We start from the raw sequence: 15124 nt of genomic DNA on the forward strand, positions 1-15124 counted from the left end.
ATCAGCCGCCGGGATGCACTCTGTTCGACCAAAGTAGGGGGCGTTGCGCGACTGCAGGAGCGGGCGTCGCCACACCGCCGCACCCTAGTCTTGCCGGGTGCCCACCCCGTCCTCCTACCAGCCGGCGTTGACCCGATGGTCCAGCTTCTGGCGCTACCTGGGCGCGCTCGCGATCTCCGCGGTGGCGACGGCCACCTACGTCGAGGTCGACCTCGGCGACACCCTCAAGTGGCGGCTGTGGGTCGATGCGTCCCTGGGCCTGGTCAGCCTGCTGCTGGTCCACCGGCGTCGGAAGAATCCACTGTTCGTCGGGGTCGTCACCGGCCTTCTTGCCTCGTTCTCGGCGTCGGCCGCGGGACCGGCCACCCTGGCGGCGGTCTCGGTGGCCACCTCGCGCCGGTGGACGCCGATAGTCGCGGTCGGCATGGCGAACCTGGTCGGGGCACACGTCTTCTTGTGGTACCTCTCCGTGCCGGATGAGATCCCGCTCTGGATCAACGGCGTCATCAACGTCGTCGCCATCTCCGCGATCATGGGTTGGGGCATGTTCATCGGCTCCCGCCGCGAGCTGCTCTGGACGCTGAGGGACAGGGCCGAGCGTGCCGAGGCCGAGCGCGACCTGCGCTCAGACAAGGCCCGCGGGGACGAGCGGGCCCGGATCGCCCGGGAGATGCACGACGTCCTGGCCCACCGGATCTCGCAGGTCTCCATGCATGCAGGTGCGCTCGCCTTCCGCGAGGATCTCTCGGCCGCGCAGATGCGCTCCAGTGCAGGGGTGATCCAGGAGCAGGCCAACCTCGCACTGACCGACCTGCGCGCGGTGCTCGGCGTACTGCGCGATCCCGGCACCGGCGAGCTGCTCAGCAAGCCGCAGCCCGGCTTCGGCGACATCGAGGAGCTGATCGACGAGGCGCGTCTTGCCGGGATGAGCGTGGAGTACGCCGTCTCGTTGCCCGCCGAGGCGCAACTGCCCGAACGGGTGGGACGCACGCTCTATCGGATCGTCCAGGAGGGCCTGACCAATGCCCGCAAGCACGCTGCGGGCACCACGGTGTTCGTGCAGATCAGTGCCGACCCGGAGCAGGGCATCGACTTCGTGATGCGCAACCCACTCGGTTTCGGGACCTCCCCCGCGCCGGGCTCGCGGCTGGGCCTGATCGGGCTGACCGAACGCACCGAGTTGATCGGCGGCGAGCTCGAGCACCGCAAGGACGGTTCCATGTTCGTACTGCACGGATGGATACCGTGGTCCACGTGATTCGAGTCCTGATCGTCGACGACGACCCGCTGGTCCGCTCCGCGCTGGGGCTGATGATCGGAGGGCAGGGCGACATCGAGATCATCGGCGAGGCGGCCGACGGTGCCGCGGGAGTCCGCTCCGCGCGCAGGCAGCGACCTGACGTGGTGCTGATGGACATCCGGATGCCGACCCTCAACGGGCTCGAGGCGACCCGCCAGCTGCGTGACGAGAACGACCCACCCCACGTGATCGTGCTGACCACGTTCGACGCCGACGACTACGTCCTCGAGGCCATCGCCGCTGGTGCGGACGGGTTCATCCTCAAGGACACTCCCCCGGCGGAGATCGTCGCAGCGATCCGCAAGGTCGCTGCCGGGGAGCCGATGCTCTCACCGTCGGTGACGGCGACCCTGATCCGACAGGTCCGCAGCGAGTCCCCCGACCGCCGGTCCACCCACGCCCAGGTGCGTCTCGACAAGCTCACCGAGCGCGAGCGCGAGGTCGCCGTGGCCGTCGGGCGTGGATTGAGCAACGCCGACATCGCTCGTGAGCTCTATCTGTCCGTCCCTACGGTCAAGGCGCACGTCTCGCGGCTCTTCGACAAGCTGGAGGTCAGCAACCGGGTGCAGATCGCGATCTGTGTCCATGACGCCGGCCTGGGTTGAGGACGCGGGCCGACTGGGTCCCGATGCGGCCCGAGTTCGCCGTACTTCCTGTCCCGAGTCCGCGACCGGCGAGTTGATAGCGTTTCGGTGTGATCGATCCAGGACCCGTGCTGGTGGACCACCGCGAGCGGAACAGCCCGATTCCAGAGGCCCTGAGCGCCGCGGGACTGGACGTCCGGCTGACCGATCTTCCGGTGGGCGACTATGTGTTCGGGCCCGGACTGGCCATTGAGCGCAAGGGTCCCCATGACTTGGGGGCATCGATCCGCGATGGGCGGATCTTCGATCAGGCAGTGCGGTTGCAGTCCGCCTTCTCCCAAGCCGTGCTGTTGCTGGAGGGTGAGCCGCGCGGCATCGCCGAGGACGCCTGGCGCGGTGCCGTGTGTCGACTGATCGAGGACGGGTTCACCGTCCTGCACAGCCTGGACGCCGAGGACAGCGCGGCATGGCTCGTCCGCCTCGCGAAGCGTGCCCGCCGCGCCGGACCGACCATCCACACCGTGGGCCCGCGCCGCGCACCTCGACACCCCTCGGCCCAGGCCGAGGCGATGCTCTCGGTGGTTCCCGGGATCAGCGCCGCCATGGCCCGCAGCCTGCTCGCCGCCCATGGCAGCCTTGCCTCGGTCGCTGCAGCCGCGCCCGAGGGCCTGCGGCATCATCCCGGCATCGGTCGGGTGCGTGCGACTCGCCTTGCCGAGGCCCTGCACGGTGAGTTCGTGGCGCCCGTTGATCGCGACCCGGAGCCCGCCCGGCCTTCGCGCACGGAGCGCGCGCCACGTCGCTGGATCCTCACCGGCCCGATTCCCGAGGCGGAGGTGCAGTCGTTCGACCGTCGCGCGATCGCCCTGCGCGCACTGGGCTCCAGCGTCGATGGCACCCAGCTGATCGACGGACTCACCGGCGAGGTGGTCGCCACCGCCGGCGAGGCGGCAGGCTAGTCACAGCTCGGCCGAGCGCGGTTGGCGCACACTCTCCCCCCGTCGAGTCGGCAGTTGTTGACGCCCACGGTGGTCAACAACTGCCGGGTCGACGGGTCGGGGTGTCAACAACTGCCGGGTCGACGGGTCGGGTCAGAGGTCGTACGTCGCACCCGTGCGGGCCATGTCGAGCGGACCGTCCCAGATGCTCTTCGCCTCGTCCAGCGCGATCTGCCGGTCGTGCCACGGCGGAATGTGGGTGAGCACGAGATGACCGGCGCCGGCACGCTGGGCGAGCTCGGCGACCTCGACCCCGGTCAGGTGCAGGTCCTCGGGGTTCTCGTCGCCGTCGCAGAACGCGGCTTCGGCGAGCAGGAGGTCTGCCCCGTCGGCGGCCCGGTCCAGTCCCTCGCACGGTCCGCAGTCGCCGGTGTAGACGAGCAGCTTCTCCTGCGCGGTCACGCGCAGCGAATAGGCAGGCACGGGGTGCACGACCTCGACCGCCTCGACGGTGAACGGTCCGAACTCGAAGGTCCCGAGCGGATAGGTGCGGAAGTCGAACTCCTCGTGCATCCCCGGGCCCAGCGGCAGGTCGTAGGAGACCGCCAGCCGGTCGGCGGTGCCGGGTGGGCCCCAGACCGGGATCTGCGGCTGGGCGCCGGTCGGGTGATATTTCCGCATCACGTAGTAGCCGCAGAGGTCCATGAAGTGATCCGCGTGCAGGTGGCTGAGGAAGACCGCGTCGATGCTCAGCGGATCGACGTGGTTGTGCAGCTCGCCGAGTGCGCCGTTGCCCAGGTCGAGCAGGATCCGCCAGGTGCGCGTCTCCCCGTGCTCGTCGGTCCAGTCCTGCTCGACGAGATAGCAGCTGGCAGGAGAGTCCGGCCCGGGATAGGAACCGGAGCAACCGATGACCGTCAGCCTCATGGGCGCACTCCTGCGAAAGGGGCGGTCCCGGCGATCTGGCCAGCCCCGGCGACCTGCCTCGGCCCGGCGAACGGTCCTGCCCCGGCGAACTGGCCGGCAGAGTGCAGCTCCGGACCGAGGAACCTCCGCCCGATGCTCTCGAACTCATCGGGCCGGCCCGTGGTCAGGAACTGGTGGCTGGGCTCGCCCGAGGCCGCGGCGAGATCGTTGCGCACCAGAAGCTTGTAGACGTCCTTCGCGCACTCCTCGGCACTACTCACCAACGTCACCTGGTCACCCATCACATAGGAGATGACACCAGTCAGCAGCGGATAATGGGTGCACCCCAGGATCAGCGTGTCGACGCCGTCGGAGATCAGCGGGTCGAGATAGTCGTGCGCGGCCTCGATCAGCTCGGGCCCGCCAGTGACCCCGCGCTCGACGAAGTCGACGAACAGCGGGCATGCCCGGGTGAGCAGCTCGACGTGCGGAGCCGCCGCGAACGCGTCCTCATAGGCCATCGACTCGGCGGTCGCAGTGGTACAGATGACGCCGATCCGACCGGTGCGGCTGGCCGCGACGGCGCGACGGGTGGCCGGCAGGATCACCTCGACCACGGGCACGTCATAGCGTTCCCGGGCGTCACGGAGCATCGCCGCGCTGGCACTGTTGCAGGCGATCACCAGTGCCTTGACGCCCTGGTCGACGAGGTGGTCGAGGCATTCGAGCGCATATTCACGCACCTCGCCGATCCGCTTCGAGCCATAGGGCGCCCGCGCAGTGTCGCCGAGATAGAGGATCGACTCGTGCGGAAGCTGGTCGATGACTGACCGGGCGACGGTCAGTCCACCGAAGCCGGAGTCGAAGATGCCAATGGGTCGGTCAGCCACAGTCGACCAATCTAGACGCTCACCCCAACGGACGCCGCACATGGCGATCCATGTCACTGTGGAGTGCCGCTTCAGGCCTCAGGCCCAGAGCTGTCCCTCGAGGCGGTCCTCGGCCTCGTCGATGGTGCCCTCGTAGGCGCCGGTGGAGAGATATTTCCACCCGCCGTCGGCCACGACGAAGGCGATGTCCGCCGATTCCCCGGCCTTGACCGCCTTGGCGGCCTGGCCGATCGCGGCATGCAGGATCGCTCCCGAGGAGATGCCTGCGAAGATGCCCTCGAGCTCGAGCAGCTCACGGACACGGCGTACGGCGTCGCGCGGTCCCACCGAGAAGCGGGAGTCGATCAGGGACGCGTCATAGAGCTCGGGAACGAAGCCCTCGTCGAGGTTGCGCAGGCCATAGACGAGCTCGCCGTAGCGCGGCTCGGCGGCGACGATCTTGACCTCCGGCTTGGCCGTGCGGAAGAACCGGCTGACACCCATCAGGGTGCCGGTGGTGCCGAGCCCGGCGACGAAGTGGGTGATCGTGGGCAGGTCCTCGAGGATCTCGGGACCCGTGCCCTCCTCGTGGGCGAGCGCGTTGGCCGCGTTGCCGTACTGGTAGAGCATCACCCAGTCGGGGTGCTCCTCGCTCATCTTCTTGGCCACGCGCACGGCCTCGTTGGAGCCTCCGGCGGCGGGCGAGGAGAAGATCTCCGCACCCCACATCCGCAGCAGCAGGCGACGCTCCTCGGAGGTGTTCTCCGGCATCACGCAGACCAACCGGTAGCCCTTGAGCTTGGCTGCCATCGCCAGCGAGATCCCGGTGTTGCCCGAGGTCGGCTCGAGAATGGTGCAGCCGGGACGGAGCATTCCGTCCTTCTCGGCCTGTTCGATCATCTTCAGGCCCGGTCGGTCCTTGATCGAGCCGGTCGGGTTGCGGTCCTCGAGCTTGGCCCAGATGCGGACCTCGGTGCCGTTGGCCTGCACTCCCGGGGACAGCCGGGGAAGCCCGATCAGCGGCGTGCCGCCGACCGAGGCCAGGAGGTTGTCGAACCTCATCCGCCGGCGACTGCGGGCAGGACGACGACCTGATCACCGTCGTTGAGGGTGGCCTCGAGCCCACCGATGAAGCGGACGTCCTCGTCGTTGATGTAGACGTTGACGAAGCGACGCAGGTCGCTGCTGCCATCGTCCTTGGTGTCGAGGAGGCGCTCGCCGATTCCCGGGTGGTTCGCCTCGAGGTCGCCGATCAGTGCCGACAGGGTCTCGCCCTTGGCCTCGACGGCCTTCTCACCGTTGGTGTAGGTGCGCAGGATGGTGGGGATCCGGACCTCGATGGCCATCAGTCAATGCTCCTCATGAGCCAGTGCTCGTAGTGGTGATGGTGACCTCTTCCTCGGTCACCTCTCCGTCGATGATTCTGTAGGACCTGAACTCCACAGGGCCCTCGTTATTCCCGTGCTCCTTGGTGGAGACCAGCACGTAGTGCGCGTTCGGCTCGCTGGCCAGGCCGATGTCGGTACGACTCGGGTAGGCCTCCGTGGCGGTGTGCGAGTGGTAAACGACCACCGGCTCCTCGTCGCGATCCCACATCTGCTTGTAGAGCTCGAGCAGCTCGGTGCTGTCGAACTCATAGAACGTGGGGCTGCTCGCGGCGTTCAGCATCTCGATGTGTCGCTCGGGACGGTCGCTGCCCTCGGGGCCCGCGACGATGCCACAGGCCTCGTCGGGGTGGTCCCGCTTGGCGTGCGCGACGATGGCGTCGTACGTCGCTCGATCGATGTTCAGCACGACTCCCAGCGTAGGTGAGCGTGTCCGGATCCCGAGCACTCGCCCACTCCCCGGACCGGCCTGGTCACGCTCACATCCATTGGGCGGACGCGTGCGTCTCGTCTCATGGCGAGCCTTGGACTCCTCACGGCCTCACAAGTCGACGTACCCTGCAGCCATGGCTGAACTTGATCCTGCGCTCTCGCGCGTCTTCTCGACTGTCCTCGACCGCAACCCCGGTGAGGCCGAGTTCCACCAGGCTGTCCGCGAGGTCCTCGACACCCTGAACCCGGTGGTGGCACGTCACCCGGAATATGCCGAGGGCTCCATCATCGAGCGTCTGTGCGAGCCGGAACGGCAGATCATGTTCCGCGTGCCGTGGACCGATGACCAGGGCAACGTGAGGATCAACCGCGGTTTCCGGGTGGAGTTCAACTCCGCACTCGGGCCCTACAAGGGCGGCCTGCGCTTCCACCCGACGGTGAACCTCGGCATCGTGAAGTTCCTCGGCTTCGAGCAGATCTTCAAGAACGCTCTGACCGGTATGCCGATCGGTGGCGGCAAAGGTGGCTCGGACTTCGACCCGAAGGGTCGCAGCGACGCCGAAGTGATGCGCTTCTGCCAGTCGTTCATGACCGAGCTCTACCGCCACATCGGTGAGTACACCGACGTGCCGGCTGGTGACATCGGCGTCGGTGGCCGCGAGATCGGCTACCTCTTCGGCCAGTACAAGCGGATCACCAACCGCTATGAGTCCGGTGTGCTCACCGGCAAGGGCATCGGCTGGGGCGGTTCGCTGGTCCGCACCGAGGCGACCGGCTATGGCACCGTCTTCTTCACCCGCGAGATGCTCGCCACCCGTGGCCTCTCCCTGTCCGGACGCCGCGTGATCGTCTCCGGTTCGGGCAACGTGGCCATCTATGCCGCCGAGAAGGCCGCACAGCTGGGTGCGCAGGTCGTCGCCTGTTCCGACTCCGGCGGGTACGTCGTCGACGAGGCCGGCCTCGACATCGCGCTGCTCCGGGAGATCAAGGAGATCCGCCGCGGCCGCCTGACCGACTATGCCGCAGAGCGCGAGTCCGCCACCCACCATGCCGAGGGCTCGGTCTGGGACGTCCCGGCCGAGATCGCCCTCCCCTGCGCCACCCAGAACGAGCTCGACGGCTCCCACGCCAAGACTCTCGTCGCCAACGGTGTGCTCGCGATCGCCGAGGGCGCCAACATGCCGTGCACGCCCGAGGCCGTCTCGATCCTCGCCGAGAACAACGTGCTCTTCGCGCCCGGCAAGGCCGCGAACGCCGGTGGCGTGGCGACCTCCGCCCTGGAGATGCAGCAGAACGCCTCGCGGGACCGCTGGCACTTCGACCACACCGAGCAGCGCTTGGACCAGATCATGGTCGACGTGCACGCGCGGTGCGCCGAGGCGGCCGAGACCTACGACTGCCCGGGCAACTACGTGGCCGGCGCCAACATCACCAGCTTCATCCAGGTCTCCGACGCGATGCTCGCGCTGGGCGTCATCTGAGACGGGTCCCGGGGGCGCTCATACCTCGATGACCCCGCCGGGATTCGGGTCGTAGGAGGAGACGTAGGGCTGGCACCGGCTGAAGACGCCGTCGTACTTCCCTTCCTCGCGGTCCACCTCCTCGGCCTGCTTGCGCATCCTGGCGGTGATGTCACCGCGATCGGTGTCGTCGTAGTGGTCTGCGCAGATCTTCACCTTGTCGCCGGTCTCGTCGACGTAGAACGCGGTGCTGACCAGGACTTCTCTCAACGCTTCGTTGGCGTTGTCGAGACGGAGGAACGGGCCGTCCGCTCCGATGCCGAGCGCGGCGTCCTTGGTGAAGATCGACCGTGGGACGAAGCACGCGTGCGCCGCGCTGCGCATGTCATCGGCGGCCGGGTGGGTCGTCCGGGCGTAGTGCCGCAGCCTCGAGGTGTCCACCGTGAAACCGCGAGTGTTCGCGATGTCGCCCTTGTCGTCGGCGTCCAGCAACCTCGTGGCCCTGCCCGGGTGGAACGTGTGCGGTGAGCACTTGAGCTCCTGGAGGAGAGCATCCATCCGGTCGGCGACGTACTGCTCCTGGGTGAGCATCCCGCGGTTGATCGTGGACAGTTCTTCCTCGATCTTCGAGAAGACCTCATCCGGGGTTCCACCCATCGGAGCGGGTTCGACCGTTTCGTTCGGCAGGTTGCTCGCCGTCAGGCCGGCAGCACCCGCAGCTGTCGCGAGCGCGACGGCCCCGACCACCGGCACGGCGCAGGCGACGACGGTGGCGACTGCGGCGAAGATCTGAAGGCCGAGGATCGCGCCGCCGTTGTCCTGCGCCGGGGGCTCGATCGCCTCCATCCCGGCGAGGGCTCGCTCCGCCAGGTTGGCGACATCCGTGCGCGCCGCCTCACAGATGGCCCCTTCCTGCTCGAGCGCACCCTTGAGCAGGATGACCGCGTAGAACTTCGCTGCGGTGGTCTTGGGCAGGTCCTCGACGAAGGAGCGCCTGAAGCTGTCCGCGGCCGGTCCGTGCCAGCTCAGCAGCTCGTCATCGCCCCCGAGCAGGCGTCCGATGGAGCCGTTGGCCGGGGTCAGGGTCGAGTCGATGCCCTGGCTGGTGAAGTAGCCGGCGCTCAGCAACTCCGCAGGCGTGTCGTAGTTGGCCGACGCATCCTTGAAGAGTTCCGGATCGGGAATGCTCAGGAAGGGTGCAAAGGCGTCATAGATCTTGTTCGGCCACTTCGCGCGGATGGCGGCATATTCGGCCACCTCGTCCTCGGGATAGAGGAGCGAGTCCTCAGGGTCCTGCTCACGGCCGGCGAAACCCGGGTCCACCTCGTGGACCCACTCCCCCTCCCAGGTGAGTCGGATCGACGACATCCCGCCACGCTTCAGGAAGCTGTCGGGGTGGGAGAAGGTGGTGCCGAAGGATCCGTCCTTGAGTCCGTCGAGCAACCCTGCCGCGGAGTAGCGGGGCTCCCAGCCCGCCAACTCCATGTCCGCGGTGATGGCTGCGTCGACCAGTTGACTGAGGGTGTCGCAGATCTTCAAGTAGTCGACCATGGCCGAGATCCTTTGCCCGAGAGAAAGACTGACCCCCAGCATCTTCCCGGGCTGGCCCCACCCCAAACGGAGCCGCAGAGAACACGACGTACGACGTCAACAAGTGAGCCTTCGGGCATCAACAACTGACACTCGCGACGCGAGACCGACACTGCGTTTCAGTCCATCAGTGCTTGGACCAGCGTCTCCTGGAGATAGCCGACCCACTCGTAGATGTCGTGCGCCTGGGCCTCGGGGTCCTCGTCGGGCAGGGCGTACCACTTCTCCTCGTCACCGTCCTCGACGCCGAGGCGGGTGGCGAGGGCGAGGCGCAGGTCGGTGAAGGAGCGCATCCAGACCTCGGCCGTCGCCTCGTCGAGCTCCACGTCGAAGTGCAGCCCGTCCTCGGTCAGCTCCGGGGGCAGGCCTGCCTCCTCGAGTCCGTCGATGATCGCCACGGCGGCGCGGGCCTTGCCGTCGCGCAACGTCGACTCGGTGAACCGGCGGAACTCGCCCGCGGCCTCCTCGTCGTCGACATAGGCCGACGGGAAGAGTCGGGCCAGGACCGGATCCTCGGGTGCCGTGGTCGGACCGGAGAAGTCCATCAACGCCTCGAACGGATCCCTGTCGTCACTCGGGACGGCTGCCTCGTTGCGCAGCAGCTCGACCAGCTGCGAGGCGAGGGAGCGCAGCAGCTCGGCCTCGAACCCGGTGAAGTTGGCGATGATGTTGCCGCTACGGCGATGCCTGGCGAACCCGCTCACGAGCTCTTCTCCATCGTGGCCCACAGGCCATATTCGTGCATCGCCTGCACGTCGCGTTCCATCTCCTCGCGGGTGCCGGTCGAGACCACCGAGCGGCCGTCGTTGTGCACCTCGAGCATCAACTTCTCGCACTTCTTCTTGTCGTAGCCGAAGTACTTTCCGAACACGTAGGTCACGTAGGACATCAGGTTCACCGGGTCGTTCCAGACGATGGTCACCCACGGCTTGGCCAGGAAGGTGATCTCGTCCGGAGTCAGTGACTGGTCCACCGTGGGATCGGCATGGATCGGGCTCGCAGTTGACACTGCCCCATCGTGACACACCGCGAGCACGGTCCCTGACCACGATCTGCCAGAGTGTGAACGTGACCACGACACCGAGCGCGCCTTCTCCGGCGCCATCCACTGCGCTGCTCACCGACCACTACGAGCTGACCATGGTCCAGGCCGCCCTCAAGGCCGGCACCGCGGACCGCAGGAGCGTCTTCGAGCTCTTCCCGCGCCGGCTGCCGGAGGGCCGGCGCTATGGCGTCGTGGCCGGTGTCGGCCGCGCCCTGGACTCCTTCGAGCGGTTCCGGTTCGGCGACGCCGAGCTGGCGGTGCTGCGAGACGGGCAGGTCGTGGACGAGGCGACCCTGGACTGGTTGGCCGACTTCCGCTTCTCCGGAGACGTGTGGGGCTACGCCGAGGGTGAGGCCTACTTCCCCTACTCCCCGTTGATGATCGTGGAGTCCACGTTCGCCGAGGCGGTGATGCTCGAGACGCTCTTCCTCTCGATCTACAACCACGACTCGGCGATCGCCTCTGCCGCCTCGCGGATGACGATGGCGGCCGGCGAGCGGCCCTGCATCGAGATGGGCTCGCGGCGCACCCACGAGCTCTCGGCCGTGGCGGCCGCGCGGGCGGCGTACATCGCCGGCTTTGCGACCACCTCCAACCTCGCGGCGCGGCAGCGGTACGGCGTACCCACCGCAGGCACCTCGGCCCACAGCTTCACGCTCCTGCACGACAGCGAGGAGGACGCCTTCCGCGCGCAGGTCGCCTCGCTCGGCACCGGCACCTCCCTGCTCGTCGACACCTATGACATCGCGGAAGCGGTCCGACTCGGGGTGGAGATCGCCGGCCCGGAGCTGGGCGCAGTGCGGATCGACTCGGGTGACCTCGGCGTGATGGCCCACAAGGTCCGCGACCTGCTCGACTCGCTGGGCGCGACCGAGACCCGGATCGTGGTCACCAGCGACCTGGACGAGCACGCCATCGCCTCACTCGCCGCGGCCCCGGTCGACGGCTATGGGGTGGGCACCCAGCTGGTCACCGGCAGCGGCCATCCGACCTGCGGCTTCGTCTACAAGCTGGTGGCCCGCGAGGGCGACGACGGCGAGATGGTCGCGGTCGCGAAGAAGAGCAAGGACAAGATCTCGATCGGTGGGCGCAAGTATGCGCTGCGCCGACGCAACGCCAAGGGTGTCGCCGAGGCCGAGGTGGTGGGGATCGGCGAGGCGCCCCTCGACGACGGCGACGACCGAGCCCTCCTGGTCCCGCTGGTCCGGGGCGGGGAGGTCGTCGGGCGCGAGTCACTCGACGCCGCGCGAGAGCGCCACCTGGCCTCGCGCAACGAGCTCCCGCTGGCCGCTCAGATGCTGTCGAAGGGTGAGCCGGTCATCGGGACCCAGCACGTCTGAGGCGTGAGCATCGCGCTCAGACGGTGATGCCGGCCTCGTGCATCTCGATCAGGGCGGCCTGGGTGGACTCAGGCGCAACGCCGGCACAAAGATCGGGCAGCAGGCGTACGGCGAAGCCGCTCTTCACCGCGTCCAGAGCGGTGGCACGCACGCAGTAGTCGGTCGCGATGCCGCACACGTCCACCTCGGTGACGCCCTGTGCGCGCAACCACGTGGCCAGGTCCTGGTCGTCGCCGTTCTTGCCCTCGAAGCCGGAATAAGCCGCTTCGTATTCGCCCTTGAGGAAGATCGCGTCGAAGGGCTGCGGGTCGAGGTTGGGGTGGAATGCCTCACCATCGGTGCCCACCTTGCAGTGCACCGGCCAGGACTCCTTGTAGTCCGGCTCGGTGCCGCGGGGTGCCCAGTGCGCACCCGGGTCGATGTGGTGGTCCTTGGTGGCCACCGCATGCGACCACTCGGGGGCATCGGCGGCCTTGCTCGACCACGCGTGGAGCAGCGCTCCCACGTCGTGCGCCACCTGCGCGCCACCGGCGACGGCGAGCGATCCGCCCTCGCAGAAGTCATTCTGGACGTCCACCACGATCAGTGCCCGGGTCATGTCCCCACCCTAGCCCGCGGGGTGCTCACGACACACGGACGAGATTCACTCCCCCGTGAACGTCGGGTGGCGCTTCTCGGAGAAGGCCCGCATCCCCTCGGCGACATCTGCGGTGCCGAGCAGCATCGTCTGGGTGGTCCGCTCGCTCTCCAGCGCCGCGTCGAGCGTACCCAGGGTCGCCGCGTTCACCGAGCGCTTGGTGGCAGCCTGGGCCAGCGGCGCACCGTGGCTTAGTCGCTTGGCCAGCTTGGCCAGGACGTCGTCGTACTCCTCGTCGGTGACCAAGTGTGAGACCAACCCGGCCTCGAACGCCTCGGCCGCTCCGAGTGGTTCGGCGAGCAGCGCCAGCCGCATGGTCCGAGCGCGCCCGATCGCGGAGGCCACGGTCACGCTGGCACCCCCATCGGGCATCAGCCCGACGCGGGCGAAGGCGAGAAGGAAGGCCGCCGATTCCTTGCAGACCTGGAGGTCGCAGGCGAGTGCGGCCGAGAGGCCGACGCCCGCCGCGATGCCGTTAACCCCAGCCACTACGGGCTTGTCGCAGTTGACGATCGCGCGGATCAGCCGGTTGGCGGCGTCCAGGGCGCGCACGTCGAACCGCTCGTGCGCGTTCTCCCCGCCGATGTCGGCACCGGTGCTGAACGCAGGCCCGGTGCCGGTGAGGACCACGACGCGTACGTCGTCGCGCGCGCTGGCTTCCTCGAGGAGCCGGGAGGTCTCGAGCACCATCTCCCCGGAGAAGGCATTGAAGGCCTCGGGGCGGTCGAAACGGATGGTCAGGATGGCGTCGGAATTCGTCACGACAAGACCTGGTGTGCTCATGGCGCATCACCCTAGCGGTGGGCCTATGGCATCGTTTGGCCAATGCGCGACAGCTCTGGTCCGAGACGATGATGTGGTCCTCAGGACCGCTCGCCGAGCTGAACTTCCGGTGGTACTTCCTGGCTCGCACGGTGAACATGATCGGCGGCACGATGGCCTCGGTCGCGCTAGCGTTCGCTGTCCTCGAGATCAGTGACTCGCCCGCGGCGCTGGGCCAGGTCCTGGCCGCCAACAGCATCCCAATGGTGGTCTTCCTGCTGATCGGCGGCGTGATCGCGGATCGCTTCAACCGGGCCACCCTGATGCGGGTCTGCAACCTGCTTGCCGGCCTCAGCCAGGGGGCGAGCGCGATCCTGGTCCTCACCGGTCGCGCCGAGCTGTGGCACCTGGTCGCGCTGAGCGCGCTCAACGGAACCGTCTTCGCGGTCAGCCTGCCGGCAATGTCGAGCGTGCTGCCGCAGCTGGTGCCCCGCGAGCACCTCCAGCAGGCCAACGTGCTGGTCTCGATGATGCGCGGCGCGTTGACCATCTTGGGCCCTTCGACGGCAGGAGTGATCGTGGTTGCCTTCAGCCCCGGTTGGGCCCTGGCGGTCGATGCCGCATCGTGGCTGCTGTCAGCGGCGATCCTGCTGGGGGTTCGCATCCCCAGCCGGCTGCGAGGCTCGAGCCCCACGTCGACATTGGCAGATCTCAAGGCTGGCTGGTCCCTGTTCATCGGCCACACCTGGTTGTGGGTCGTCGTGCTCGCCTTCGGTGCGCTCAACGCGATCCACGCCGGCGCCTGGTCGACGCTCGGGCCGGCCCTGGCGAAGGACACGATCGGCGAACGCGGTTGGGGGCTTGCCCTCTCCGCCGAGGCAGCGGGATTGCTGCTGATGACGGTGATCCTGCTCAAGGCGAGGTTCCAGCGGCCCCTGCTCGCAGGCATGCTCGGATGCTCTTTGTTCAGCCTGCCCCTGGTGGCGCTCGGGCTCGATCCCTCACTCGTGGTCATCCTCGTCGCGGCGTTCATCGCCGGGATGGGCATGGAGATCTTCGGGATCGGCTGGAACCTGGCGATGCAGGAGAACATCGATGAGTCGATGCTCTCGCGCGCCTACTCCTACGACATGCTCGGATCCTTCGTCGCCATTCCGGTGGGACAACTGCTCTTCGGTCCGCTCGGCGAGCGGTGGGGCGTGCAGGACGTGATCCTGTGGGCCGGTGTCGCCTATGCCGCGATCTGCCTGCTCACCCTGACCAGCGCGTCGGTGCGCAGGCTGAGCCGAGGCGAGGTCAGCACCACTTCCGCGCCAGCGTCGTGACGACGTTGAAGTTGCGGTTGGTCGCGACCCCGAGGAACTTCTCGGTGCGAAGCGGGTCAGCCACACCATCCTGATAGCCCTCGACGAGCAGCAGGTGGCAGGCACGGCCGCGGATCACGGCCCGGTGGCCGCCCTTGTCGAGTGCATGCACCGCCTCGACGGCGTCGGCGTCAGGCTCCTGCTTGAGCAGCCAGATGTAGTGGCGCGCCAGCTCGGGTGAGGTCAGCTCCTCCGCGTCGCGAGCGACCGCGGCGAGCTCCGTCGTACTGAACACGATCGTCGGGACCTCGAAGCCCCGGTCGGTAAGGAATGCCGCCTCGAGCTTCGCCTCGATCCGCTCACGCGATCGCATCGCGGTGGAGAGCCGCACGTTGCCGGTGTTGATGTGCGTCTCCACGTCGGTGAACCCCGCGGACTCGACCGCAGAGCGGATGTCGTCCTTGGGGAACTTGCGGTTTGCCCCGAGGTTGATGGCACGCAGGAAGGCGACGTACGACGGCATGCGGCCATCCTGCCGCATACCGTCGGTTCGGTCAGAGCGAATTTCGGAG

At 67.9% G+C, this 15124-nt stretch carries 17 protein-coding genes; 6 read left to right on the forward strand and 11 right to left on the reverse strand.

The window, feature by feature from the left end; genetic code table 11:
- Positions 1-97 precede the first annotated feature (97 nt).
- The 3 genes from BJ980_RS06405 (at position 98) to BJ980_RS06415 (ending at position 2843) form a co-directional block, all read left to right on the forward strand.
- Positions 98-1258 carry a histidine kinase gene (locus BJ980_RS06405; RefSeq protein ID WP_179501521.1) on the forward strand — a complete coding sequence of 387 codons (1161 nt, stop codon included), beginning with the start codon at positions 98-100 and terminating at the stop codon, positions 1256-1258.
- On the forward strand, positions 1255-1905 hold the full coding sequence (locus BJ980_RS06410; protein ID WP_343047716.1) for a response regulator: 651 nt from the start codon (positions 1255-1257) through the stop codon (positions 1903-1905). The genes BJ980_RS06405 and BJ980_RS06410 overlap by 4 nt, the downstream gene beginning before the upstream one ends.
- Before the next feature lie 89 nt (positions 1906-1994).
- The gene (locus tag BJ980_RS06415; RefSeq protein WP_179501523.1) at positions 1995-2843 is read left to right on the forward strand and encodes an ERCC4 domain-containing protein; all 849 of its coding nucleotides are present in this window, start codon (positions 1995-1997) and stop codon (positions 2841-2843) included.
- A gap of 132 nt (positions 2844-2975) precedes the next feature.
- Here the strand turns inward: BJ980_RS06415 and BJ980_RS06420 are convergent, their stop codons facing one another.
- The 5 genes from BJ980_RS06420 to BJ980_RS06440 are packed head-to-tail and all read right to left on the reverse strand — an operon-like array spanning position 2976 to position 6391.
- Entirely contained in the window at positions 2976-3749 is a 774-nt protein-coding gene (locus BJ980_RS06420; protein WP_179501524.1) for an MBL fold metallo-hydrolase, read from the reverse strand.
- Positions 3746-4660, reverse strand: a complete 915-nt coding sequence (gene murI, locus BJ980_RS06425) for a glutamate racemase (RefSeq protein WP_218855428.1) — start codon at positions 4658-4660, stop codon at positions 3746-3748. The genes BJ980_RS06420 and murI overlap by 4 nt, the downstream gene beginning before the upstream one ends.
- Before the next feature lie 36 nt (positions 4661-4696).
- Positions 4697-5659 carry a PLP-dependent cysteine synthase family protein gene (locus tag BJ980_RS06430; RefSeq protein ID WP_179501526.1) on the reverse strand — a complete coding sequence of 321 codons (963 nt, stop codon included), beginning with the start codon at positions 5657-5659 and terminating at the stop codon, positions 4697-4699.
- Positions 5656-5943, reverse strand: a complete 288-nt coding sequence (locus BJ980_RS06435; protein WP_179501527.1) for a MoaD/ThiS family protein — start codon at positions 5941-5943, stop codon at positions 5656-5658. Before BJ980_RS06435 ends, BJ980_RS06430 begins: the two co-directional genes overlap by 4 nt.
- 13 nt (positions 5944-5956) lie before the next feature.
- On the reverse strand, positions 5957-6391 hold the full coding sequence (locus tag BJ980_RS06440) for a Mov34/MPN/PAD-1 family protein (RefSeq protein ID WP_179501528.1): 435 nt from the start codon (positions 6389-6391) through the stop codon (positions 5957-5959).
- A gap of 157 nt (positions 6392-6548) precedes the next feature.
- Between BJ980_RS06440 and gdhA the strand changes: the two genes are divergently transcribed.
- Positions 6549-7895 carry an NADP-specific glutamate dehydrogenase gene (gdhA, locus tag BJ980_RS06445; protein WP_179501529.1) on the forward strand — a complete coding sequence of 449 codons (1347 nt, stop codon included), beginning with the start codon at positions 6549-6551 and terminating at the stop codon, positions 7893-7895.
- 18 nt (positions 7896-7913) lie between these two features.
- On the opposite strand, the gene BJ980_RS06450 is transcribed toward gdhA, so the two are convergent.
- From BJ980_RS06450 to clpS, 3 genes are all read right to left on the reverse strand, one after another.
- The gene (locus BJ980_RS06450; RefSeq protein ID WP_179501530.1) at positions 7914-9425 is read right to left on the reverse strand and encodes a hypothetical protein; all 1512 of its coding nucleotides are present in this window, start codon (positions 9423-9425) and stop codon (positions 7914-7916) included.
- A gap of 158 nt (positions 9426-9583) precedes the next feature.
- The gene (locus tag BJ980_RS06455; protein ID WP_179501531.1) at positions 9584-10168 is read right to left on the reverse strand and encodes a DUF2017 family protein; all 585 of its coding nucleotides are present in this window, start codon (positions 10166-10168) and stop codon (positions 9584-9586) included.
- Positions 10165-10455 (reverse strand): ATP-dependent Clp protease adapter ClpS, encoded by a 291-nt coding sequence (clpS, locus tag BJ980_RS18875; RefSeq protein ID WP_425490356.1) that lies wholly within the window; start codon positions 10453-10455, stop codon positions 10165-10167. The genes BJ980_RS06455 and clpS overlap by 4 nt, the downstream gene beginning before the upstream one ends.
- Before the next feature lie 77 nt (positions 10456-10532).
- Here clpS and BJ980_RS06465 point away from each other — a divergent pair, with 77 nt between their 5' ends.
- Complete coding sequence (locus BJ980_RS06465; protein WP_343047717.1) at positions 10533-11849, forward strand: nicotinate phosphoribosyltransferase; 1317 nt, start codon at positions 10533-10535, stop codon at positions 11847-11849.
- A 16-nt stretch (positions 11850-11865) separates the two neighbouring features.
- Here BJ980_RS06465 and BJ980_RS06470 read toward each other — a convergent pair whose 3' ends face one another.
- Positions 11866-12447 (reverse strand): isochorismatase family protein, encoded by a 582-nt coding sequence (locus BJ980_RS06470; RefSeq protein ID WP_179501534.1) that lies wholly within the window; start codon positions 12445-12447, stop codon positions 11866-11868.
- Positions 12448-12492: 45 nt separating this feature from the next.
- Complete coding sequence (locus tag BJ980_RS06475) at positions 12493-13269, reverse strand: enoyl-CoA hydratase-related protein (protein ID WP_179501535.1); 777 nt, start codon at positions 13267-13269, stop codon at positions 12493-12495.
- 71 nt (positions 13270-13340) lie between these two features.
- Here BJ980_RS06475 and BJ980_RS06480 point away from each other — a divergent pair, with 71 nt between their 5' ends.
- Positions 13341-14573: an MFS transporter gene (locus BJ980_RS06480; protein WP_246279934.1), complete on the forward strand. Its 1233-nt coding sequence runs from the start codon at positions 13341-13343 to the stop codon at positions 14571-14573.
- Here BJ980_RS06480 and BJ980_RS06485 read toward each other — a convergent pair.
- The gene (locus BJ980_RS06485) at positions 14545-15075 is read right to left on the reverse strand and encodes a DUF1697 domain-containing protein (RefSeq protein WP_179501537.1); all 531 of its coding nucleotides are present in this window, start codon (positions 15073-15075) and stop codon (positions 14545-14547) included. The two genes, BJ980_RS06480 and BJ980_RS06485, sit on opposite strands and share 29 nt — an antisense overlap.
- Positions 15076-15124: the final 49 nt, after the last annotated feature.

It is taken from the genome of Nocardioides daedukensis (genome assembly GCF_013408415.1).
GTDB lineage: Bacteria > Actinomycetota > Actinomycetes > Propionibacteriales > Nocardioidaceae > Nocardioides > Nocardioides daedukensis.

What these genes read in the sequence shown, in the direction of transcription:
- BJ980_RS06420 (WP_179501524.1), bottom strand. Translation starts at nt 3,749, where the DNA reads ATGAGGCTGACGGTCATCGGTTGCTCCGGTTCCTATCCCGGGCCGGAC.
- murI (WP_218855428.1), bottom strand. Translation starts at nt 4,660, where the DNA reads ATGTGCGGCGTCCGTTGGGGTGAGCGTCTAGATTGGTCGACTGTGGCT.
- BJ980_RS06430 (WP_179501526.1), bottom strand. Translation starts at nt 5,659, where the DNA reads ATGAGGTTCGACAACCTCCTGGCCTCGGTCGGCGGCACGCCGCTGATC.
- BJ980_RS06435 (WP_179501527.1), bottom strand. Translation starts at nt 5,943, where the DNA reads ATGGCCATCGAGGTCCGGATCCCCACCATCCTGCGCACCTACACCAAC.
- gdhA (WP_179501529.1), top strand. Translation starts at nt 6,549, where the DNA reads ATGGCTGAACTTGATCCTGCGCTCTCGCGCGTCTTCTCGACTGTCCTC.
- BJ980_RS06450 (WP_179501530.1), bottom strand. Translation starts at nt 9,425, where the DNA reads ATGGTCGACTACTTGAAGATCTGCGACACCCTCAGTCAACTGGTCGAC.
- BJ980_RS06470 (WP_179501534.1), bottom strand. Translation starts at nt 12,447, where the DNA reads ATGACCCGGGCACTGATCGTGGTGGACGTCCAGAATGACTTCTGCGAG.
- BJ980_RS06475 (WP_179501535.1), bottom strand. Translation starts at nt 13,269, where the DNA reads ATGAGCACACCAGGTCTTGTCGTGACGAATTCCGACGCCATCCTGACC.
- BJ980_RS06480 (WP_246279934.1), top strand. Translation starts at nt 13,341, where the DNA reads ATGTGGTCCTCAGGACCGCTCGCCGAGCTGAACTTCCGGTGGTACTTC.
- BJ980_RS06485 (WP_179501537.1), bottom strand. Translation starts at nt 15,075, where the DNA reads ATGCCGTCGTACGTCGCCTTCCTGCGTGCCATCAACCTCGGGGCAAAC.